Below are 20,548 nucleotides of genomic sequence, written 5' to 3' on the forward strand. Positions count from 1 at the left end.
CTGCGGCGGGGTGTTCGGCCAGAGTTCCGGCCGCTCCACACACGCCAATCTATACTCGCCAATATGGATCTGCTTTGGACTCCCTGGCGCTATCGCTACGTAACCAACGCTGAAAAGGCTATCCGACCCGGAGTTCCACGCGGCCTGGAGGATTGGCCGGGGGACCTGGGCTGCGTTTTCTGCAACATGCTGGCGGCCGTCGACCACGCGATTGCGAACGGCAAGCCCGTTGACGAGGCTGAAATGGCCGCTGGCCTCATCCATCGCGAAGCAGATTGCTTCATCTGCCTGAATGCCTTTCCCTACACCTCGGGCCACGTCATGGTGATTCCTCATAGGCATGAGGCCAGTCTTGCCGCGTTGCCCGTGGCGACCGCACATGAATTGATGGACCTGGCGCAGAAGACAGAGCGCGTTCTGGCCACTCTTTATTCACCGCACGGGATCAACTTCGGGCTAAATCTAGGGCAGGCTGCGGGCGCAGGAGTCGCGGGCCATCTGCATCTTCATGCGCTGCCGCGATGGATCGGCGACACCAATTTCATGACCACCGTCGCCGAGACCCGCGTGATGCCCGAGGATCTGGACATCACATGGAAACGCATGAGGACGGCATTTGCTGAATTAGCGAGTTAGCTCGCGCTTCGCGCGTTGGCCAGTTGGCAGATTAGCGGATTCTTGAGCTGCGAATTTAGCTCCGATTCAGAGGCAAACTCTTATCTTCCTCGCCGCTCGCTGCCAGCGAAAGCGCGGCCTGTTCTTCGGCATCCAATCCAGCGGCATCGAGAAGCTTCGATGGTAGTTGCTTGCTGGTGCGGATGCCTGCCTTTTTCAGCATCTCGGTTTGCCGGACGAGGTTACCGGAGCCTGTGCTGAGCTTGTTCATCGCGTTCTGATAGCTTTGGTCTGCGCTGCGCAGGCTATCGCCTACTTTGGTGAGATCGGCCACAAAATTGACGAACTTCTCGTACAGCTTCGTGCCGCGCTCGACAATGTCCGCAACGCTGCGAGCCTGCTGCTCCTGTTGCCAGAGGTTATCGACGATGCGAATGACGAAGAGGAGCGTCGTCGGGCCAACCAGCAGGACGTTGCGCTCGTAAGCTTCGCGCCATAAGTCGCCAGCCTCCTGCATGGCGAGGAGAAACGCCGGCTCGACAGGGATGAACATCACAACAAAATCAGGAGAGTCAAGACCGGAAAGCTTGTGATAACTGCGCTTGGCAAGCCCGTCCAGATGCGCCCGGACGCTGACCAGATGCTGCTTCAGGGCAATCTTGCGCGCGTCTTCCGTCACAGCGTTGGCGTAGTCCGTGTAGGCGTTGAGCGAAACCTTGGAATCGACCACCAGATGGCGTCCGCCGGGAAGGTTGATGATGACGTCCGTTCGTGAGGCCTTGCCACGTGCACCATCTTCATCCACAACCGCTCCGAAGCTCTCCTGGAACCGGTATTGTTCGCCTTCGCGCAATCCGGCTTTTTCGAGCAGATCGCGCAGGATGAACTCTCCCCAGTCGCCTTGCGTCTTCGACGATCCGCGCAACGCGGTGGTCAGATTATGAGCCTCGGCGCTGAGCTGCTGGTTCAGCTTCTCCAGCGATTCGAGTTTGCCGCGCAATTCGACACGACCGGCTAGGGACTCCTTCTGTGCGTCCTCGACCTTGCCGCGAAAATCATTGATCTGAACGCGCAGCGGATTCAAGAGCTGGTCGAGATTAGCCTTGTTCTGCTCTGTAAATTTCGTCGATTTTTCATCGAGAATCTTTCCCGCCAGAGCTTCAAACTGGTGCGTCAGCTCGGTCCGTGCTTCGGTGAGCAGCTTCAGCTTCTCCTGAAAACTGGAGCGTTCGCCTCTAAGCTCCGCCTCCAGACGGCTGATTGTCGAACCTTGCTCCTGCTCAATCTTTGCCCGCACCGCGAGAGCCTTTTGCAGCTCCTCCTTCTCGGCGGCGATCAGCCCGATGCTCTTCTCACGCTCTGCCGCCAGAGACTGGAAGCCCGCTCGCGCGGCAACATCGGCCTGCGCCGACACCAGTTCGAGACGCACCGACCCCACTTCTTTGGTAAGTTCCGCATTGCGGTCTTGCAATTGTTTCTTTTCGGCCGCGGCAGATGTGGATCGGAGCCAGTAACCTACCAGTATTCCGGCAAAAGCAGCGACAATTGCGGCAATTAAGGACTGCATCGATATTCCAAGCCTCTTCGCCTAATGTACGCCTTTTGCCTGTGCAATTCCTTCAGAATCTTGACTGCGTTCTATTCCCTGTTCCCTAATCCCTATTCCTGCTCCCCCACTCCTTTACATGGATTCGTGTGCCCCGATAGACTTAGAGATTCGGGGCCGTGTGGCTTTCGTTTCTGCTGGAGAGATGCTCGGGCATGTCGTCAAGTATGGTAGGCTGCGAGTCGAACCTGTAGAAACTTCCGGAGACGGTTTTGCGCGTGTTTTCCGTGTTTTGACAATAATTTTGAGGAGATTTGACACATGGCAGTGGAAGAGAAGGTAAAGCAGATTATCGTCGAGCAGCTTCAGGTCGACGAGGCCGAGGTGACCCCCAACGCCAGCTTCCAGGAAGACCTCGGCGCTGATTCGCTCGACGTTGTCGAGCTGGTAATGCAGTTTGAAGAGGCCTTTGACCTCGAAATTCCCGACGAAGACGCCGAGAAGATCAAGACCGTCAAGGACGCCATCGATTACATCGAAAAGAACGCGAAGGCAGGCAAGTAAACAGTGAGACGCCGCGTCGTCATTACGGGCCTCGGACTGATCTGTGGGGTTGGCAACACCACCCAGGAGGTCTGGGGCCAGTTGCTGGCTGGAGCCAGTGGTGTTGGGCCGATCACGGCCTTTGACACCACAGGTTTCTCCACCACATTCGCCGCCGAAGTGAAGAACTTCGATCCGCTCCAATTCATTGACAAGAAAGAGTCGCGCAAGATGGCCCGCTTCATCCATCTCGCCATCGCCGCGACCCAGGAAGCAATGGAGCAATCGGGTCTGGTTATCACGCCGGAGAATGAAGAGCGCGTCGGGGTCTTTATCGGCTCGGGCATCGGCGGATTCGAGATCATCGAGCGCGAATACAGCAATCTCATTGCCGGTGGACCGCGCAAAATTTCGCCCTTCTTCATTCCGGCGACGATCATCAACATGGCTGCGGGACAGGTGAGCATCCGCTACGGGGCAAAAGGGCCAATCTCGGCGACGGCAACAGCCTGCGCGACCTCGGCCAACTCCATCGGCGATTCGTTCAAGATGATCCAGCACGGCGAGGCGGACGCGATGATCGCTGGCGGCTCCGAAGCTGCAGTAACACAACTTTCCATTGGCGGATTTGCAGCCATGCGCGCGCTTTCCACACGCAACGACGAGCCTCAGTTAGCCAGCCGTCCCTTTGACAAGGATCGCGATGGCTTCGTGCTCGGCGAGGGCGCGGGCATCCTGATTCTCGAGGAACTGGAATTCGCCAAGGCTCGCGGCGCGAAGATTCTGGGCGAAATTATCGGCTACGGCATGAGTTCGGATGCGTATCACATGACCGGCATTGCACCCGAGGGAGCAGGCGCTCAGCGCAGTATGCGCGCAGCTCTGCGCGACGCTGGAATTGCTATCGAAGATGTGGATTACGTCAACGCCCATGCCACTTCGACGCCTGCGGGCGACGGCAATGAATCACGCGCGATCGAGCTGGTCTTTGGAGAAAAGGCGACGAATAAGGTGCTCAAAGTAAGCAGCACCAAATCGATGACCGGCCATCTTCTGGGCGCGGCCGGCGGATTGGAAGCCGGTATCACGGCGCTTGCGCTGATCGACCAGAAGATTCCACCTACCATCAATCTGGACACTCCCGGCGAGGATTGCATCCTGGATTACGTCGCCAACAAGGCAGTCGACGCTAAAATTGACGTGGCCCTATCGAACTCTTTCGGCTTCGGAGGCATCAACGCCTCGCTGATCATGCGCCGATGGACGGAAGATTAATTTTCAAATAGCAAATAAAAGAGGCGCGGACTGCAACAGTCCGCGCCTCTTTTATTTATGTGTGGCTCCCTGCCTAAGAGAAGGCCACTGCGATTCCCACGCTAAAAATTACTGTGACAATCCACCATGCGAAGACAGCGATATAGCCGCTGCTGCGCTTGATTCCCGCAACGATGGAGATGCCGATGGCCGCCAGGACAAGCGTCCAGATCATCGTGATATCGATCGAAGTCGCCAGCGCCATCAGAGCCTTGTTGGTATCCGGTGGCAGGTAATAGCCGATATTTGTCCCCGCAAAGTTTTTGACATTAAAACTCTCCGGGTCCAGACCAGCGAACAGCGCAATCGTCCCGAGGATTACCTTGAACAAACCCGGCAGACCTGCGAACCAGGTGACCGAAAACGCCTGCCAGAAGGTCGCCTTGCCGCCAAAACCGAAGTTGACCGTGGCAAGCAACACGCCCGCGATCACCGCCGTGCCGATCAATGCGAAGATCGGCAGCGCGGCGAAGCTGATCTGCGTGGCGATTACCGTGATCTTCATCCTGCTCGCGCGTTGATCCGGGGGCAGCTTGTCCATTTCCTCGGCTTGCTTCGGGCTCTGCTTAATGCTGTTCTCAGCGACCTGTTCCCATCCGACTCTGGCCTGGATCGCGCCGAACAGGCCGTAGCCGAAGACAATCGTGAGTACAAATGGCAGCCACCAGCTTGTGCTTCGCTTGATATCGGTGAAGGTTTTGGAAGGTGAAGTGAAGGTATAAATTACGCGCTGCACCTGGCTCAGTTGCGGAGCTTCCTGGCCAGCAGCCACCGCAGGAATTTGTACGTTGCTCATGGAATTTCGCCTCTCAAAAGACCGTTTCAACGGCGTACGGCAGACTCTCCGGTCTTTGCCCGCAATTGTACAGTCCCTTTGAGAAAGGATGAGGAGAAATCACGAAGACAGCCCTCACACTTGTGGCCTGGCCGGGAGCTACTTTTCGCTGCTCGGCGGCACAAGACCCTTCAACCGCATATAGAGAGCCAGGGTAGCGTACTGCTCGTTGTCGTGCGAAACATTTCCCCAGGCAAAGCCGATGCGTGCCCGCGTGACCGGCCCAAGCGTGAGCATCTGCAGCATGTTGGTCTCTGTAAGGGCGGCATACGCCTTGTCGCACTCCGCAAAGGAAGCCTGCAGCGCGGCAACGATCGCCGCCTTGTCGGCTGTCTCAGGGGGCACCTTATACAGCGCTTCCGGTGCCGTCTCGTTGAGTGTGCCGCAGCTGCGCAACTGCGCCTCGCTGATATGGTTCACCACGCGCGCAAAGGTCCTGACCTCCGGCGTAGGACGGAAAGAATAGCTTTCCGTCGGCATCTTATCGGCAGCTTTAAGGATGTTGGCTTTCAGACCGTTATAGCTGCGCAGCACATCGGCTGCGGGAGTGAACGTTTGCTTCGGCACAGCGGGGTGATCTGCCGGAGCCGCGGTCTGGCCATGAGCGGCCAGGGCGGTGCTCAAGATTGCAAAGGCTGTAAGGGCTGCAAAGCGTGACAAGGGCGCGTCCTCCGTCGTCATCGTACCAGAGCACCGTCTATTGCGAATACCGTCCGCCGCAGATATTGGAACCGGTTTACCTGCCGTGCCCGGCGAGTATCGAGGCTGAAGCCAGGGGCGCGGCCTTTGCCGGACTTGTCGAGCCGGGAGCCGGCGCCTCATTCGACTCCGTATAGCTCTTGTAAACGGAAATATGGAAGCAGGATTGGCGAAACTCCTCTTCGACATCGATCTTGCCCTGCTGTTCCAGCGGAATCAGCCAGCAGCGCATCCAGCCAATTTCTTTGGAGGAGAGACCCTGCTTGGCGATGTCGATGGTGCCGCCAGTCAGGTGCGGTGACGCGATATCCCCGTCCGCTGCTGCTGCATTGCCGTTGATCATGCGCAGTCTGCGCTGGTACTCGACCGTGCGCACCGCGGAGGTGACCTCAATCACTGAGCCAGCGAAGCGCGCGGAATGGGCGCGGGCCAGATCGGTGAGGAATTTCGCCGTCCACGGGCGGCAGTAGCGCCGGTTTTCGGGCAAATCTGTATTTACATGCAGCGCAGCCGAAACCGGCACCGGAACCAGCGACCCATGGGCGATGCGGTCTTCGAGATCGGCATCATCCAGGATGCGCTCCAGGCCATCGGCTTCGGCCATCTCGTTCTGATGCACCAGGGATTCATGTGAGCCGCGCAGCGGCGGCGGAATGTTCAGTCGCGCCCGCAGGAGAACGGGCTCCGAAGACATGTGACGGCCGTGCCTTCCGGCACTTGAGCGCCGCGATGCTTCGCGCAGACGACTCGCTGGTGCACCCGGCCGATGCAGATGCTGCGCCGGTCGCAATCCAGCGCGGCTCGCGTGTTCTGCGGCCTGTCGTCGTGCGCGAGACTGGACGCCGGCTTTGCCGGTTCTCCGCGAAGTTGCAATGGATCTTGTTTGAGCGCGATGATGCGGATGCGCGGGGACGACTGCCATTGACGGAGCAATGACAGAGAGACTGAAGGCCAAGGCGACCAGAAGCGAAATGAGGTACGAACGTCGCATAGACGGGGGTATTGGCGAGGTTCGCGGAGGCTACCGAGCTTTACCAGTGTACCGTTCCGATCCGCGTATTCGGAGTGGCAAGAGTGGTGCGGGCAGGTCCGATAACTGGCGGTCAAGATGACCTACGCTGAAAAAAGTCGAGAAGAAAATCGCAGTTGTAAAGCGCGACAGGCATCCACAATGGGATGCCTGTCGCGCTTTACAACTCCATCTTCTTTCGGTGAGGCTACTGCAGCAGGGTTCCCTGCTCGTCTTCCTTGATGTCTTCCGGCGGAATGACGACCGCTGCCGCGACCTTATCGTCCGGTTCAAGATTCAGCAGCTTCACGCCCTGCGTCGAACGGCCTGCCTCGCGAATGGTCTTGGTATCGATGCGGATCATCTTGCCGAACTGGCTGATCACCATCAATTCCGATGTCTCATCCACCGGCAGAATGGCCTGGCTCTTGCCGACCTTCGGGGTTGCCTTCAGATTGTTGACGCCCTGCGCACCGCGCGCTGTCAGGCGATATTCGTCGATGTCCGTTCGCTTGCCGAAGCCGTTCTCCGTGACGGTAAGAATCAAGTTCCTGCCTACGCCGAGGCGTTCGTCGAGAGCCTTGAGAGCCTTCCACGCCACTTCTGAGGATTTCTCAGCAGCCTTCTCCGCTGCCTTCAGAACCTCATCGTCGGGATTGCCGTTTCGGCGATCTTCACGCGCCTTCTGCAAGGCTTCTCGTGCTTCCGAGAGTTCGTTGCGCAAAGCTTCCAGCTTGCTGGTCAGGTTCAACTTCGCCGCACACTCATCGCGGTTCCGATCCCGCGTTTCATCGGTGACGGTGATGGCAACGCCAATCACCTCGTCGCCCTTCTTGAGTGAAATGCCCTTATTGCCGGCGGCGTTTCGTCCCATGGGCCGCAATCCGATCCCGCTGCGTTCCGGGTCGTATTCTTCGATGAAACGAATGGCCATGCCCTCGCGCGTGGCGAGGAAGATCGTCTGCTTGCCGTCGGTGATGGCCGCTTCGATCAGGTCATCGCTCTTTTCAATGGCGATGGCGATAATGCCGCGCGCCATGACGTTGCTGAAGTCCTTGAGCGGCGTCTTCTTGACGATGCCATTGCGCGTCGCGAAAAGGATGAATTTACCCTCTTCTTCCAGATTGCGCACAGGGAGGATGGTGACGACTTTTTCACCCGCTTGCAGATTGAGCAGGCTCTGCATCGACTTGCCCTTGCCCGCCGCGCTCACGTCCGGCACTTCGTAGACCTTGACCCAGTAAACGCGGCCCGTATTGGTAAAGCAGAGCAGGTAAGCATGGGTCGAGTCGATAATGAGCTGCGCGACAAAGTCTTCCTCGCGCGTCTTCATGCCGGTGCGTCCGGTGCCGCCGCGGCGCTGCTGGCGATAGATCGAGATCGGCGTCCGCTTCAGATAGCCCTGGTGGCTGACAGTGATGGCCACCTGCTCATCGGCGATCAGGTCTTCCATCTGCAGCTCGGCGGTCTCGTCGACAATGATGGTGCGGCGTGCATCGCCATACTTGTCGCGAACGTCTTCCAGCTCCTTCACGATAACGGCGCGAAGCTTTGGCTCGCTGGCCAGAATCAGCTCATATTCCGCAATGCGCAGCCGGATTTCGCCCAGTTCTTTGAGGATTTCGTCGACCGAAAGCTGCGTAAGACGATAGAGCTGCAATTCGAGAATGGCGTCGATCTGCCGATAGGTCAGGCCGCGCTCTTCGGCGGGAAGCCTCTCGCGATTCAGGTTAACGACGATCTCAACACCCTTGCCCCAGACGTAGAGATTTTCCCTCGCCTCGGCACGCGAAGCCGATCCGCGAATGATGCGGATGACCGAGTCGAGATTGTCGAGGGCGATCTTGTAGCCCTCTAAGACATGCTCGCGCTCGCGGGCCTTGCGCAAAAGATACACTGTCCGGCGACGGACAACTTCCACGCGATGATCGATGAAGCATCGGATGGCTGCAGCCAGTCCAAGCTCTCGCGGCTGGCCGTTGACCACCGCGAGGAAGATCATCGAGAAGCTTTCCTGCATCTGCGTGTGCTTGTAGAGCTGGTTGAGCACAATCTCCGGCTGCGAGCCGCGCTTCAGTTCGATCACGATGCGCATGCCATCGCGGTCGCTCTCGTCACGGACGTCGCTGATCTCGTCGACGATCTTCTCGTTGACCAGTTCGGCAATCCGCTCAATGAGTTTGGATTTGTTGACCTGGTAAGGGATCTCGTTGACGATGATCGCCAGCTTTTCCTTGGTAAGCTGCTCGGTGGCCACCTTGGCGCGCATCAGGAATCGTCCGCGGCCCGTCGTGTAGGCCTGCGCGATGCCGGTCTTCCCGAAGATGAATCCGCCGGTCGGAAAATCCGGCCCCTGAACGTGCTTCAGGACTTCCAGCAACCCGGCCTTCGGATCGTTCACCAGCGCAATCGTGGCGTTCACAATCTCGGTCAGGTTATGCGGAGGAATGTTAGTCGCCATGCCGACGGCGATTCCGTTCGAACCGTTGACAATCAGCGTAGGAATGCGCGTTGGCAGAACGGAAGGCTCGGAGGTCGATTCGTCGTAGTTGGGGACAAAGTCGACCGTCTCCATCTCGATATCGGCCAGCATTTCGCCGGCGATACGCTGCAGGCGGCATTCCGTATAACGCATCGCCGCCGGCGGGTCGCCATCGACTGAGCCAAAGTTTCCCTGGCCGTCGATCAGCGGATAACGCATCGAGAAGGGCTGCGCCAGCCGCACCATCGTGTCGTAAATCGCCGAGTCGCCGTGGGGATGGTAAACACCCATGGTCTGGCCGACAACCTTGGCGCACTTGGTGTACTTCTTATTGTGCTCCAGGCCCATCTCGCTCATCGCATACAGCACGCGGCGATGCACAGGCTTGAGGCCGTCGCGAATGTCAGGCAATGCGCGCCCGATGATGACCGACATCGAGTAGTCGAGATAACTGCGGCGCATCTCGTCTTCGATGTTGATGGAAACCACATTGGAACCGCTGTTCGGCGGGCCGCCAGCTTCAAGAGGGAGTTGCGGATTCTGATCGTCTGCCATAGTTGTGGATGCGAGCGAAGGGGCGGGATGGAAGCGATTTAGGACTAGCCTGAGCTTCGCGAGCTACTATCGTTATTTTAGTTGTTTGGACCCTGAAATAGCAAGGCTTGAACCGGCGAATAAGTCTTTATTTTACTTATACTTACTACTTCTATCCGATTGCCCTACCGAAGCGTATCGAAGATTCCCAGCGAGCGATGAATTTTGAGCGGATTTTGGGGACGTAATCGAGCCTCCGGACAGCTTCCGTACAACTGCTCAGGCACCGTAACCATCTGAAAATGGGGTAGACAAGGAGACTCACGATGGCCACAACAGCTACGGCTAAGAAGGACAACGCAAAGAAATCGTCCGCGCGAAAATACTCCCCAGCCGCCTCAAAGAGCGTGGAAACCGAAATGAAAGCAATGAAGGAAGGAAAGCTCAAAAGCGGACGCAGCGGCAAGAAGGTAACCGACCCGAAACAGGCCATTGCCATCGGGCTCTCCAAGGCTCGGAAAGAAGGCGCAAAAGTTCCGCCGGAAAAATCCTAACCGCCTACAGCAACCCCGGCAAAGTGAGAACGCAGAAAACCGCCTGGAGCACAACAATTGCACCGCACGCCGCGATCGCGACCCTGCCTCGGACCGTCTCATACGAATCGGCGAAGACCCCGGCGATGAAGGTAAGCAAGAATGGCAACGCCCAAAGCAGCGGATTCCCCGGCACGCCCGCCGTAATAACAAAAATCAAAAGCAGCGTCACCAGAAACGGCGTCGTATTTCCGAAATAAAGCGTCTTGCGCAAGGCAAAGTAAAGCAGCAGTGCGGCGCCGGTCGCCACAGTAATCCCGGCATTTGAGATGTTCCAGAAGAAATGCCACGCCGGGCCGAAGGAAAATCCGATCTGCGCCGCGTCCGAGCGAAAGAGATAGCTGAAAGCGTCCGGCGAAAAACCGTAACACGCAAACAGCAAGATGAATGCCGCAATGGTCGACTCAAGCAGCACGGGCATCACCTGGCTCCGGCGTCCTTCCGCGATCCATAACATGAAGAACAGTCCCAATAACACCAGCACCGGCAGCGCCGCGATATGCGAAGCCGCAACCACCGCGAAGCAGACCGTGAGCAACACAATCCTGGGACGCCATTTTCGCCGTGGGCCTTGCATCGCATGCGCCACGCCGATGCACGTGTAGAGGCCGCCAAAGAAGCCCAGCGCCGTAAGAATCTCAGGATTAGGAGCAACCGACGCCCGCAGAACCTCCGGCGAGAAAACATACAGCGCCAACGCCGTATACCCGCCCAGATTGCCAAAGAGCCGCCGCGTCACCCACCACAGCGCCCCGCCCAATCCCACCCCGGAAGCGATAAACGGCAGCCGCAGGAGCAGCAGGACATGCGTCATCTGGTGGCGCAGTTCCCAGGTCGAAGTGGGCGCGTCGAGTGTCTGGACAACCTTGTCTTCCGGCTTGCGAAAGTTGTCCGCCAGCCGCTCATACGCCAGATTGAGCGTCAGCGGCAGCCCTGCCACGCGATACGCCAGTACGCCGTCGTGAATATTCCCGCAGGACGTAAAATATCCAGCCAGAGGCGAAGGCCGTTCCCACATTTCGCGGCCGCAGCGTGCGTACTGGTAGTCGCGCTCGGTAAGGTCCTGGTGAGCGGTGAGCCAGAACGCCTGCGCCAGAAACAGTAGCAACAACCCCGCCGCGATGCGCTGGGGCAGATTGAATCGGAAACGGCGAAGAGTCGCGAAACGAAGGGTCATCCTGACGATACGGGTCCTGACCCAGTTTACCGGAGCCAGGTCAGAACCCGTCTTGCACTGAGAACGACTTCAATTGCGTGTATTCGTAATCGCCGCCGCGCTGGAATCGCCCTGCCCGAGCTTGCGATGAAAGAGATCGAGCGCCAGCGTCATGCACTGCCGCGCCAGTTCCGGATCGTACCGCGCGCCTTCGTCCCGCAAGAATGCGTGCGCTCCGTTTACCTCATGCCAGGTAAATACCGCTCCTACCTCATTGAGCCGATTCAACACGGCCATCCTGCCTTCCAGCGGGATATGCGGGTCCTGCCGTCCCCAGATCATCAGCAACTCGCCTTTGATATCTGAAGCCCGCTGCAGAGAATCGTCGTTCATGCCCTTGCCCAGGCTGTGCTTGTGGATATCCGTCGCATAGAAGCAGACCGTCGCCCGCACATCCGGATTCAGTGCTGTCCGATACGCCAGATGCCCGCCGATGCAAATCCCCATTGCTCCAAGCTGCCCGGTGCAATCCGGACGTGAAGCAAGATGGTCCAGCGCCGCACGCGCATCGGCATCGTAGCTGGCCAGTTCCTTGGTCGTCTTGAGCGTATTCCCGCGGTCGGTACCGGGCTTGTCATACGCGAGCACGGTGCCCGGCGCTTCGAACTCGTGATAAATCTCCGGCATTGCGACGATATACCCGTGTCCGGCCAGCATCGCCGCAATGCGCGCTACCGGCCCTGTGATCTGAAAAATCTCTGAATAAAAGACAACTCCCGGGTACTTTCCCGGCGCTGCAGGATGAACAATGTGGGTCCGCATCGGCCCCCAAGCAGTAGTCAACTCAACCTGTTCTTCAACGACGATCATGCCGCTCCACCTCCGGTTCTATGCCGCGCAATTACTTTATCAGTTGTGCGATTGACGGAATTGTCCACAGCCCCACACAAGACACCGCTCTGCGGCCAACACTTGATAGACTTCCATCAGCATGGCGCCGAAACCTAAAGACGATCCCGAACGCCTCGTAAGCGCCGCGCGCGCCGGCGAAGAAGACAGCTTTGAACTGAAGCTCCGCCCGCGCCGACTGGGCGAGTTCATCGGCCAGGCCAAAGCCAAGGAACAGCTCGCCATCGCCCTCGAAGCCGCCAAATCCCGCGGCGAGGCGCTCGACCACGTGCTCCTCTTCGGACCACCCGGCCTGGGCAAGACCACGCTTGCGACCATCATCGCCAACGAAATGGACGTAGGCTTCCAGCAAACCTCCGGCCCGACCTTACAAATCCAGGGAGATCTGACCGCAATCCTGACCAATCTGCGCGAAAAGCAGGTGCTTTTTCTCGACGAAATCCACCGTTTGCAGGCCGTGCTCGAAGAAAAACTCTACACCGCCCTCGAAGACTACAAGCTGGACATCATTATCGGCCAGGGCCCGGCCGCGCGCACCCATGTGATGGAAATCCGTCCCTTCACCTTCGTCGCCGCGACGACGCGGCCCGGCCTGCTATCCTCACCGCTGCGCTCGCGCTTCGGCATTCTCCTGCGTCTGGAGTTTTACACAGAAGAGGAACTGCGGATCATCGTCGAGCGTTCCGCCGAAGTCATGCAGGTGCCGATAGACACCGACGGGGCGGCGGAGATTGCGCTCCGTTCCCGCGGCACACCCCGCATCGCCAACCGTCTCCTGCGCCGCGTGCGCGACTATGCCCAGGTGCGCGGGACCGGCGAAATCGACCGCGCAACCGCCCACGCCGCGCTCACCATGCTCGAAGTAGACGCGCACGGCTTCGACGAAATCGACCGCCGCCTGCTGATGACGATCATTCAGAAATACGACGGCGGCCCGGTCGGCCTGGGTACGTTGGCCGCGATCCTCTCCGAAGATGAAGACGCACTTGAAGAAGTCTACGAGCCATTCCTGATTCAGATCGGCTTTCTCGATCGCACTCCGCGCGGTCGCATTGCAACCCGTCTCGCCTACGAACACTTCGGCCTTGCTATGCCCCAAAAGCAAGCACCATTGTTCTAAGCAACGCACTTACAAACTTCAACTTATAAATCCATCTACGGAGGAGCCGCCATGGCACGAACAGAATCAACCATGTTATCGCTTGGCACCCTGGCCCCGGATTTCGCACTTACCGACGTCGTAAGCGAACAAACCATCCGGCGCGATGATTTTCGCGGAAAGAAAGCCCTGTTGGTCATGTTCATCTGCACTCATTGCCCGTTCGTCAAACACGTTGAACGCGAGCTGGCCAAAATCGGGCAGGATTACGCCGATAAGTCCATCGGAATTGTCGCCATCGGCAGCAACGACGCCTTGACTTATCCCGACGACGCACCGGCTGGGCTCAAGCAGCAGGCCATCACGATGGATTTTCGATTTCCCTATCTCTACGATGAAACGCAGGAAGTCGCGAAGGCCTTTGACGCAGCCTGCACCCCGGACATCTTCCTCTTCAACGCGGACTTCCGCCTCGTCTATCGCGGCCAACTTGACGGCAGCCGCCCCGGCAACGGGATTCCAGTCACCGGCGAAGATCTGCGCGCAGCAATTGACGCGGTGCTAACCGGCAAACCAGTGTCGGAAGATCAGCTCGCCAGCGTCGGTTGTAACATCAAGTGGAAAGCGTAGGGCGGAGCCAGTTTGTAACTGGCTCCCTTTCAACTTACAGTGGAAGCGTTTTGAGATATTCCCGGAACTTCGGTCCGAGATCCGCTCGATTCAACGCGAATTCGACAGTCGCCTGTAACATCCCGAACTTATCCCCGGCATCAAAGCGCTTGCCCTCAAAGGTGTAGCCATACACCTTCTCTGTCTTGAGCAGCCCAAGGATTCCGTCCGTAAGCTGCAGCTCGCCGCCGGCTCCAAAGCGAGTCTGCTCCAGCAGCCCAAAGACGGCTGGAGTCAGCACATATCGGCCAATAATCGCTTGCTTCGACGGGGCATCCGCAAACTTCGGCTTTTCGACCATCCCGGTGCAGTTGTAGATCCGTTCGTTAGCCGGGTCCTGTGAACCCGCAAGCACTCCATAAGCGCTGATCCCCGGCCCTTCGATGGTCATCGTCGCCAGCACCGATCCCTGACGCTCGTTGTAAACATCGATCATCTGCTTGATGCAAGGAACCTTTGAATCAATGACATCATCCGCCAGAATCACCGCAAACGGCTCGTCGCCGACTAACTGCTTGGCGCTAAGCACGGCATGACCTAAACCCAGCGGCTCCTTCTGCCGAACATAAGAGATACGAGCCAGCGAGGATATCTTCCGCGATATCTCCAGCAACTCTTTCTTGCCCTTCTTTTCGAGGGCCGCATCCAACTCATAGCTGATGTCGAAGTGATCTTCCATCGCGCCCTTGCCCCGTCCGGTAATGAAGATAATGTGCTCGATACCGGATGCGATTGCCTCTTCAACGCCATACTGAATAATTGGCTTGTCGACAAGGGGCAGCATCTCTTTCGGAACAACCTTGGTGGCGGGCAGAAAACGTGTGCCAAGACCACCTGCGGGAAAGACAGCCGTGCGAACTTGATTGCTCATGCGATAGGTTCCTTCCTGAAGAACATAGCTGGACTTTCGGGCAGCCTCTCGAATTATCTCAAAGATAAGTTACCAAAGGAATGTTGGTTGTTAATTACTAAAGATTTGCATCAACTTGCGCTTCCTAGAGCGCCGGAGAATCATTCCCCAGCATTGCCTGCCGCACGATCTTGATGGGAGGGTAGCCCTGACTGAGAAATGCATCGTGGAACTTCTGCAGCGAAAAAGCTGCACCATCTCTCTTCTGCAGATCCTCTCGCAGCTTCATAATTTCCAGCTTACCCAGCGTGTAGTAAAGATAAGTTGGATCGGAGGTACCGCGCTTCGTCTCTACCACCGCCGTCTCATGGGATTGGTATCCTTCCCGTTCGAAAAAGGCGATTGCATCGTCAACACTCATCTCGGCCGTGTGCATCCGGATGCCGACGATAAAGCGGGAGTCCCGCAGCAACGCATCCTGCAACTGCCCCAGGCGCAGGAACTTCGCTTCACGCTCCGTCTTCGCGCCTGAGCCGGGCTGGCCGTAGCCTTCATCCAGCATCATCTGCTCGCAGTAGTGCGCCCAGCCCTCGGCATTCGAATTAGCGCCCAGTATCTTGCGCACACGGCTCGGGGCGCGCGGCACCCAAAGGAATTGCACATAGTGGCCAGGATAAGCCTCATGCACCGCCGTGCTGATCACAGTACCGATGTTAAAGGCGTGCATATATCCCTCGACCTCCGCGGGAGTCATCGAGGACTCCGGCAGAGTTACATTGAAATACGCCTCCGTAGCATGTTTCTCGAACGGCCCGGGCGTATCCATCGAAGCGAATGTCGTGGCCCGCATAAAGGGCGGCGTCTCCTCAAGAATCGGCCGCACATCCGAAGGAATCGGCCGCACATCCGAAGGAATCGTTACAATATTCTTCGCGCGAATGAAAGAAATCAGGCCATTGAAGGTATCTCGAAAACTCTGTAACAACTGATCCGGCGCAGGATGGTTCTGTCCTAACTCCTCCAGCACCGCGCGTGGATCTTTTGCCGGCTCAAGCTCTCTCGCGACGCGATTGAATTCCGCTTTGTTTTTACTGAGATCGGCTTGCCCTATCTCCAGCAGCTTATCCAGTGGCGTATCGACCATCTCGTCATATGCAAGCTTCTTGCGGAAGGTATCCGCACCAATGCGAAACTCTCCCTTGGAGCGCGGCAGCAGTTCTGTCTTCAACCAGGACTGATAGTCATTGAGCGCGGCAATTACAGCCGCATTCGTCGCTGTGAATTCCGCATTCAAAGCCGGATCTTTCACGTCCGCAAACGCAAGCGGCACATCATGCTGAAAGAAACTGATAATGCCGGGAAGCTGCTCGATCGCAATATCGGTGTAAACATGCGGCGGATTCTTGAGGTTCTCCCGCGCGATAACAAACGTCCGCGGCATCAGCTTTTCCCGCGCAATCAGGGATCGCAGCCGCTCTTCGGACGGCGCGAACTTGCGCTCCATCAGCGAAAAAGCTGCATTGGAAATAGCCCCCGAATAACTATCCGGATTCTTCTCCCACGGACGAATCACTTCCAGCGTTAAAAGAGTCGAGCGTATGTTGGAGAGCACCAGTTCGCGATCGCCGCGAGTCGTCTGATCCAGCGAAGCCTCAGGAATGGTCGCGATCCGCCCTTCGAAATCGTGTAGTGCCTCTATCTCAGAATCAATGCTCCTACGCGAGAAATCTTCGAGCTTCGAATCGTATTGATGGTAGCCAGTCAGAGTCCCAAGCGTCGGCTGGTTCGGGAAATACAGTTGATCGAAGTACTCATCCGAAGCAGCGGTAAATGCCGCCTTCGAGTCCTGCGCAAATCCCTGGTTAACAGCTACCGACACGATAAGAGCTCCGAAGATACAGAATGCTGCGGCTTTTTTCATTTGGCTCACTTTGTGCGCGAACACGCGCTAGGCAGGCACAGCTTCCAGTTGAATGGCGTCAAGCAACGCGCGGGCGTCGGCCATGATCTTCATCGGATCGGCTGGCGTCATGGCAGTCAAAGGATACTTCAAGATACCCTGCGGCGTGAACTGCGCGCCCTTGCGCGCGTTCCTGGCCACCAGACGCATGAGCCGTTCGGGATCGACCGCAGCCTTGTCCGTAAACTTCAAATGCAGCAGATCGCGCTTGCGATCCAGTTGCGCCACGCCGACCCGTTCGCAGGCAATGCGCAATCGCGAAGCCTCCAGCAGATGAATCGTATGATCCGGCAGCGGACCGTACCGGTCCTCCAGCTCGGCGCGAACATCTGCTAACACTTCATCCGTCGCAGCTCCAGCTATCTTCTTGTACAGCCGCAACCGTTGATTCTCTTCCGGCACATACGTCTCTTCGATGCGCAGAGCAATTCCAAGGTTGAGCTGTGTGGCCGCGCGATCTTCATCCTTTTCGCCCTTCAACTCGCGCACCGCCTGCTCCAGCATTGTCGTATATAACTCGAATCCGACCGCCTCGATATGCCCACTCTGCTCGCCGCCAAGCATATTACCCGCGCCACGCAGCTCCAGATCAAGCGCGGCAATCTTGAAGCCCGCTCCAAGATCGCTGAACTCCTTGAGAGCCGCCAGTCGTCGTCGCGCAATGTCCGTCAACTCTTGTTCCGGTGGAATCAGCAGATACGCATAAGCGCGGCGATTGGACCGTCCCACGCGACCTCGCAACTGATACAGCTCACTCAACCCATGCCGATCCGCGCGATTGATCAGAATCGTATTCGCCAGTGAAATATCCAGGCCATTCTCAATAATTGAAGTAGCAACGAGCACATCATACTGGCCATGCACAAAGGCCAGCATCACCTTCTCCAACTCGCCTTCGCTCATCTGCCCATGACCAACCGTTACGCGCGCCGCAGGCACAAGCTCATGTATCTTCGCGGCGATTTCGTAAATGCTCTCGACGCGATTATGCACGAAATACACCTGGCCGCCACGCTCCAGCTCCAACTCAATCGCCGAGCGAACCAGCTTCTCATCGAACTTCGCAACGACGGTCTGAATCGCCATGCGATCCTTCGGCGGCGTCTCGATCACGCTCATATCGCGCAGCCCGATAAGCGACATGTGGAGCGTGCGCGGAATAGGCGTGGCGCTCATCGCCAGCACATCGATCGCCCTGCGCATCTGCTTCAGCCGCTCCTTGTGCCGCACGCCGAAGCGCTGCTCTTCATCGACAATCAGCAGTCCAAGATCCTGAAACTTGATGTCCTGCGAAAGCAGCCGGTGCGTGCCTACAAGTATGTCGACCTTGCCCGTCTCCGAGCGCTCCAGAATCACCTTCTGCTCCTTCGGCGTGCGGAAGCGCGAGATCATTTCGACATTGATCGGAAACTGCGAGAAGCGCTTCTTGAAGGTCTCGTAATGCTGAAAGGCGAGAATGGTCGTCGGCGTGAGCACAGCCACCTGCTTGCCGTCCTGCACTGCCTTGAAGGCCGCGCGCATTGCGACTTCTGTCTTGCCGTAACCCACATCGCCGCAGAGCAACCGGTCCATCGGCCGCGCCGATTCCATATCGCGCTTGATATCGGCAATGGCATTCAACTGGTCGTCGGTCTCAGTGAAATCAAATGCCTCTTCGAACTCCAGTTGAAACTCGTTATCCACATTGAATGCATGACCCTTCGCTGCCTCGCGCTCGGCATAGAGCTTGAGCAACTCGTCGGCCATATCGGCCATGGCTTTCTTGACGCGCGCGCGAGTCTTCGTCCATTGCTGCGAACCGAGTTTGTTCAGAACCGGCGTCGGTCCGGCATCGGTCGAACGATACTTCTGGATAAGATCGAGCCGCGTGAGCGGAACATACAACCGCGCTTGCTCCGCAAACTCCAGTACCATGAACTCGACCGTCAGCCCATCCTGCTCAATCTCCTTGAGCCCCACATAACGGCCAATGCCATGCTCGACATGCACCACATAATCGCCGATTGTAAGATCGCGAAAATCGGAGACAAACGCCGCAGTCTTAGACTTGCGTGGTTCCATCCGCGCCGTAACATCGGCCTCATCCGATAGGTCATTTGCGCCAAAGAGAATGAAGTTCTGCTCCGGGCAACTTACTCCCGCGGCTATCTGCGCGCGCACGATCACCGGAACGCGCATATCTCCGGCTAAGTGGCTGGTCTCGTCGTAGAGATTTTCGCTGCCCGCGTGTTGCGTGCGGCTGCCCAGTCGATACGGCAGTTGATACTCGCGCAGCACCGTCGCAAGCCGCTCAACCTCAGGTTGATTCGGCGCGGCGAGCAGAATGCGTTGTTCCTGCGCCACCAGATTGCGAATCTGCTCAATGAACGCAGGAATCGAACCGTGAAAACGCAGCGTCGGCCGCGTGGCGAATTCAATCTCGCCCAGCGTTGTATCTTCGTCGAGCACATCCACCGCGCCAAGCTGATCCAGATCGAGTCCCGGATGGGACCCGAGCATCGCCTGCAGGATCTCCGGCCGCAAATAGATATCTTCCGGCAGAATCAGCGAGCCAATGCCCGAGCGGTCATGGCGCTGCTCGACCTTGTTCCACCAACGCTCAATCTGGTTGCGCACCATCGCAGGCTCTTCGACGAAAAGAGCACAGCGCGGCAGCAGTTTGAGCAGATGCGTGTCGGCCCCCGCGACCGCGGCAAAAAACTCCCACCCCGGAAAAATCGTCACTCCCTGCGCTGTCGCAATCTCCGCTAAAGTATCCTCCGCCGAATCCACATCCTCGCCGGCATCCGCATCCTCCACCCGTTGCTTGCTCAGCCGCGCATGCACCGCGCCGAGCAGCTTTTCGCTTGCCGGAATCTCGGCTAGAGGCAGCAGCAGCGCCTCATCGAGCGGGGTTGAAGAGCGCTGCGTCTCCGGATCGAATTTGCGCATCGATTCGATTTCGTCGCCGAAGAAATCCACGCGAATCGGGCGATCCGCCTCGGGCGAATACACATCCAGAATGCCGCCGCGCCGAGCAAACTGGCCCGGCATTTCGACCAGGTCCACCTGCGAATAACCGACGCCCGTCAGATGATCGATCAACATACCGATATCGACTTCTTCGCCGCGCTCCAGCCTGAGCGCGAGGCCGGTGTAGTAGCTGCGCGGAAAGAGCCTCATCGCGACCGCTTCGACGGGCGCGACAACGATCGACGCCGCGCCGGTCACGAACTTCCAGAGAACGGCAGCGCGCTGCTCCTGAATATCCGGATGCGGCGAGAGATTTTCGAAGGGCAAGACATCGTGCGCAGGCAGGCGCAAAACCCGCTTCGGATCAAAGGCTCCCGTAAGCTCACATCCTGCGCGGAGCGAAAGCTCCAACGCTTCGGCTGCCTTGTTATCGGGAACCACGACGATCACCGGCTCTTTGGCCGCCCGCGCAAACAGCGGAATGTACAAGGCTCGCGCCGTCGAAGTCAGTCCGGAGACACGCCTGCGCCCCGTAGCGAGGCTAAGGTGCCTGCGTACGCGATCGAATGCGGGGGAGTGCTCCAGCTCCGCGAAAATTTCGCGGACAAACGGGAGGATCATCTTGAGTCAAGTCTACCAGCCTGACACAGAAGCGTGGTGAACGCCCGGTCAAAGCTGGCAATTCGGCGCTTGCAATTCAGCACTCGCGATTCGACGAGCCCGAGCCAGTATCTTTAAAGTGAAAGGTTGGCCGCCTGATCGAGTTCCATGCTCGACGGTGGC

General features: G+C 57.8%; 17 protein-coding genes. 7 read left to right on the forward strand and 10 right to left on the reverse strand.

All coding sequences use genetic code 11. The features are described 5' to 3' along the window. The first annotated feature begins 63 nt into the window (after positions 1–63). Complete coding sequence (locus tag OHL23_RS01155; RefSeq protein WP_263349930.1) at positions 64–636, forward strand: HIT family protein; 573 nt, start codon at positions 64–66, stop codon at positions 634–636. 55 nt (positions 637–691) lie between these two features. Here OHL23_RS01155 and rmuC read toward each other — a convergent pair whose 3' ends face one another. After that, complete coding sequence (rmuC, locus tag OHL23_RS01160) at positions 692–2,182, reverse strand: DNA recombination protein RmuC (RefSeq protein ID WP_263349931.1); 1,491 nt, start codon at positions 2,180–2,182, stop codon at positions 692–694. Between the two features lie 300 nt (positions 2,183–2,482). Between rmuC and acpP the strand changes: the two genes are divergently transcribed. Next, positions 2,483–2,725 (forward strand): acyl carrier protein, encoded by a 243-nt coding sequence (gene acpP, locus OHL23_RS01165; RefSeq protein ID WP_263336289.1) that lies wholly within the window; start codon positions 2,483–2,485, stop codon positions 2,723–2,725. Between the two features lie 3 nt (positions 2,726–2,728). After that, entirely contained in the window at positions 2,729–3,979 is a 1,251-nt protein-coding gene (gene fabF / locus OHL23_RS01170; RefSeq protein WP_263349933.1) for a beta-ketoacyl-ACP synthase II, read from the forward strand. Between the two features lie 73 nt (positions 3,980–4,052). Here fabF and OHL23_RS01175 read toward each other — a convergent pair whose 3' ends face one another. From OHL23_RS01175 to OHL23_RS01185, 3 genes are all read right to left on the reverse strand, one after another. Beyond that, a complete protein-coding gene (locus tag OHL23_RS01175; RefSeq protein WP_263349935.1) occupies positions 4,053–4,814 on the reverse strand; it encodes a YIP1 family protein in 762 nt (253 codons plus the stop codon). A gap of 138 nt (positions 4,815–4,952) precedes the next feature. Further along, positions 4,953–5,513, reverse strand: a complete 561-nt coding sequence (locus OHL23_RS01180; protein ID WP_263349937.1) for a DinB family protein — start codon at positions 5,511–5,513, stop codon at positions 4,953–4,955. 76 nt (positions 5,514–5,589) lie between these two features. Then, a complete protein-coding gene (locus OHL23_RS01185; protein ID WP_263349938.1) occupies positions 5,590–6,246 on the reverse strand; it encodes a DUF5715 family protein in 657 nt (218 codons plus the stop codon). 35 nt (positions 6,247–6,281) lie between these two features. On the opposite strand from OHL23_RS01185, the gene OHL23_RS01190 reads away from it, so the two are divergent. Beyond that, a complete protein-coding gene (locus tag OHL23_RS01190) occupies positions 6,282–6,488 on the forward strand; it encodes a hypothetical protein (RefSeq protein ID WP_263349940.1) in 207 nt (68 codons plus the stop codon). 281 nt (positions 6,489–6,769) lie between these two features. On the opposite strand, the gene gyrA is transcribed toward OHL23_RS01190, so the two are convergent. Beyond that, positions 6,770–9,598: a DNA gyrase subunit A gene (gene gyrA / locus OHL23_RS01195; protein WP_263349943.1), complete on the reverse strand. Its 2,829-nt coding sequence runs from the start codon at positions 9,596–9,598 to the stop codon at positions 6,770–6,772. Between the two features lie 305 nt (positions 9,599–9,903). Here gyrA and OHL23_RS01200 point away from each other — a divergent pair, with 305 nt between their 5' ends. Beyond that, positions 9,904–10,131: a DUF6496 domain-containing protein gene (locus tag OHL23_RS01200; RefSeq protein WP_263349944.1), complete on the forward strand. Its 228-nt coding sequence runs from the start codon at positions 9,904–9,906 to the stop codon at positions 10,129–10,131. A 4-nt stretch (positions 10,132–10,135) separates the two neighbouring features. Here the strand turns inward: OHL23_RS01200 and OHL23_RS01205 are convergent, their stop codons facing one another. Together OHL23_RS01205 and OHL23_RS01210 are read right to left on the reverse strand one after the other, a co-directional pair. Continuing rightward, positions 10,136–11,347, reverse strand: coding sequence for a glycosyltransferase family protein (locus OHL23_RS01205; RefSeq protein WP_263349946.1), 1,212 nt, complete (start codon positions 11,345–11,347; stop codon positions 10,136–10,138). Positions 11,348–11,416: 69 nt separating this feature from the next. Next, complete coding sequence (locus OHL23_RS01210) at positions 11,417–12,196, reverse strand: dienelactone hydrolase family protein (RefSeq protein WP_263349947.1); 780 nt, start codon at positions 12,194–12,196, stop codon at positions 11,417–11,419. Between the two features lie 121 nt (positions 12,197–12,317). On the opposite strand from OHL23_RS01210, the gene ruvB reads away from it, so the two are divergent. Together ruvB and OHL23_RS01220 are read left to right on the forward strand one after the other, a co-directional pair. Further along, positions 12,318–13,355 carry a Holliday junction branch migration DNA helicase RuvB gene (ruvB, locus tag OHL23_RS01215; RefSeq protein WP_263349948.1) on the forward strand — a complete coding sequence of 346 codons (1,038 nt, stop codon included), beginning with the start codon at positions 12,318–12,320 and terminating at the stop codon, positions 13,353–13,355. 51 nt (positions 13,356–13,406) lie between these two features. Continuing rightward, positions 13,407–13,964 (forward strand): thioredoxin family protein, encoded by a 558-nt coding sequence (locus OHL23_RS01220; protein WP_263349949.1) that lies wholly within the window; start codon positions 13,407–13,409, stop codon positions 13,962–13,964. A 34-nt stretch (positions 13,965–13,998) separates the two neighbouring features. Here OHL23_RS01220 and galU read toward each other — a convergent pair whose 3' ends face one another. The 3 genes from galU to mfd form a co-directional block, all read right to left on the reverse strand. After that, positions 13,999–14,874 (reverse strand): UTP--glucose-1-phosphate uridylyltransferase GalU, encoded by an 876-nt coding sequence (gene galU / locus OHL23_RS01225; protein ID WP_263349950.1) that lies wholly within the window; start codon positions 14,872–14,874, stop codon positions 13,999–14,001. 124 nt (positions 14,875–14,998) lie between these two features. Next, the gene (locus OHL23_RS01230) at positions 14,999–16,732 is read right to left on the reverse strand and encodes a DUF885 domain-containing protein (RefSeq protein ID WP_263349951.1); all 1,734 of its coding nucleotides are present in this window, start codon (positions 16,730–16,732) and stop codon (positions 14,999–15,001) included. A 69-nt stretch (positions 16,733–16,801) separates the two neighbouring features. Further along, a complete protein-coding gene (gene mfd, locus OHL23_RS01235) occupies positions 16,802–20,386 on the reverse strand; it encodes a transcription-repair coupling factor (RefSeq protein ID WP_263349952.1) in 3,585 nt (1,194 codons plus the stop codon). Between the last annotated feature and the right edge of the window lie 162 nt (positions 20,387–20,548).

Origin of the sequence: Acidicapsa acidisoli, assembly GCF_025685625.1 — a bacterium.
GTDB classification, from domain to species: Bacteria; Acidobacteriota; Terriglobia; order Terriglobales; family Acidobacteriaceae; genus Acidicapsa; species Acidicapsa acidisoli.

What these genes read in the sequence shown, in the direction of transcription:
- OHL23_RS01155 (WP_263349930.1), top strand. Translation starts at nt 64, where the DNA reads ATGGATCTGCTTTGGACTCCCTGGCGCTATCGCTACGTAACCAACGCT.
- rmuC (WP_263349931.1), bottom strand. Translation starts at nt 2,182, where the DNA reads ATGCAGTCCTTAATTGCCGCAATTGTCGCTGCTTTTGCCGGAATACTG.
- acpP (WP_263336289.1), top strand. Translation starts at nt 2,483, where the DNA reads ATGGCAGTGGAAGAGAAGGTAAAGCAGATTATCGTCGAGCAGCTTCAG.
- OHL23_RS01175 (WP_263349935.1), bottom strand. Translation starts at nt 4,814, where the DNA reads ATGAGCAACGTACAAATTCCTGCGGTGGCTGCTGGCCAGGAAGCTCCG.
- OHL23_RS01185 (WP_263349938.1), bottom strand. Translation starts at nt 6,246, where the DNA reads ATGTCTTCGGAGCCCGTTCTCCTGCGGGCGCGACTGAACATTCCGCCG.
- OHL23_RS01190 (WP_263349940.1), top strand. Translation starts at nt 6,282, where the DNA reads ATGCTTCGCGCAGACGACTCGCTGGTGCACCCGGCCGATGCAGATGCT.
- gyrA (WP_263349943.1), bottom strand. Translation starts at nt 9,598, where the DNA reads ATGGCAGACGATCAGAATCCGCAACTCCCTCTTGAAGCTGGCGGCCCG.
- OHL23_RS01200 (WP_263349944.1), top strand. Translation starts at nt 9,904, where the DNA reads ATGGCCACAACAGCTACGGCTAAGAAGGACAACGCAAAGAAATCGTCC.
- OHL23_RS01205 (WP_263349946.1), bottom strand. Translation starts at nt 11,347, where the DNA reads ATGACCCTTCGTTTCGCGACTCTTCGCCGTTTCCGATTCAATCTGCCC.
- OHL23_RS01210 (WP_263349947.1), bottom strand. Translation starts at nt 12,196, where the DNA reads ATGATCGTCGTTGAAGAACAGGTTGAGTTGACTACTGCTTGGGGGCCG.
- ruvB (WP_263349948.1), top strand. Translation starts at nt 12,318, where the DNA reads ATGGCGCCGAAACCTAAAGACGATCCCGAACGCCTCGTAAGCGCCGCG.
- OHL23_RS01220 (WP_263349949.1), top strand. Translation starts at nt 13,407, where the DNA reads ATGGCACGAACAGAATCAACCATGTTATCGCTTGGCACCCTGGCCCCG.
- galU (WP_263349950.1), bottom strand. Translation starts at nt 14,874, where the DNA reads ATGAGCAATCAAGTTCGCACGGCTGTCTTTCCCGCAGGTGGTCTTGGC.
- mfd (WP_263349952.1), bottom strand. Translation starts at nt 20,386, where the DNA reads ATGATCCTCCCGTTTGTCCGCGAAATTTTCGCGGAGCTGGAGCACTCC.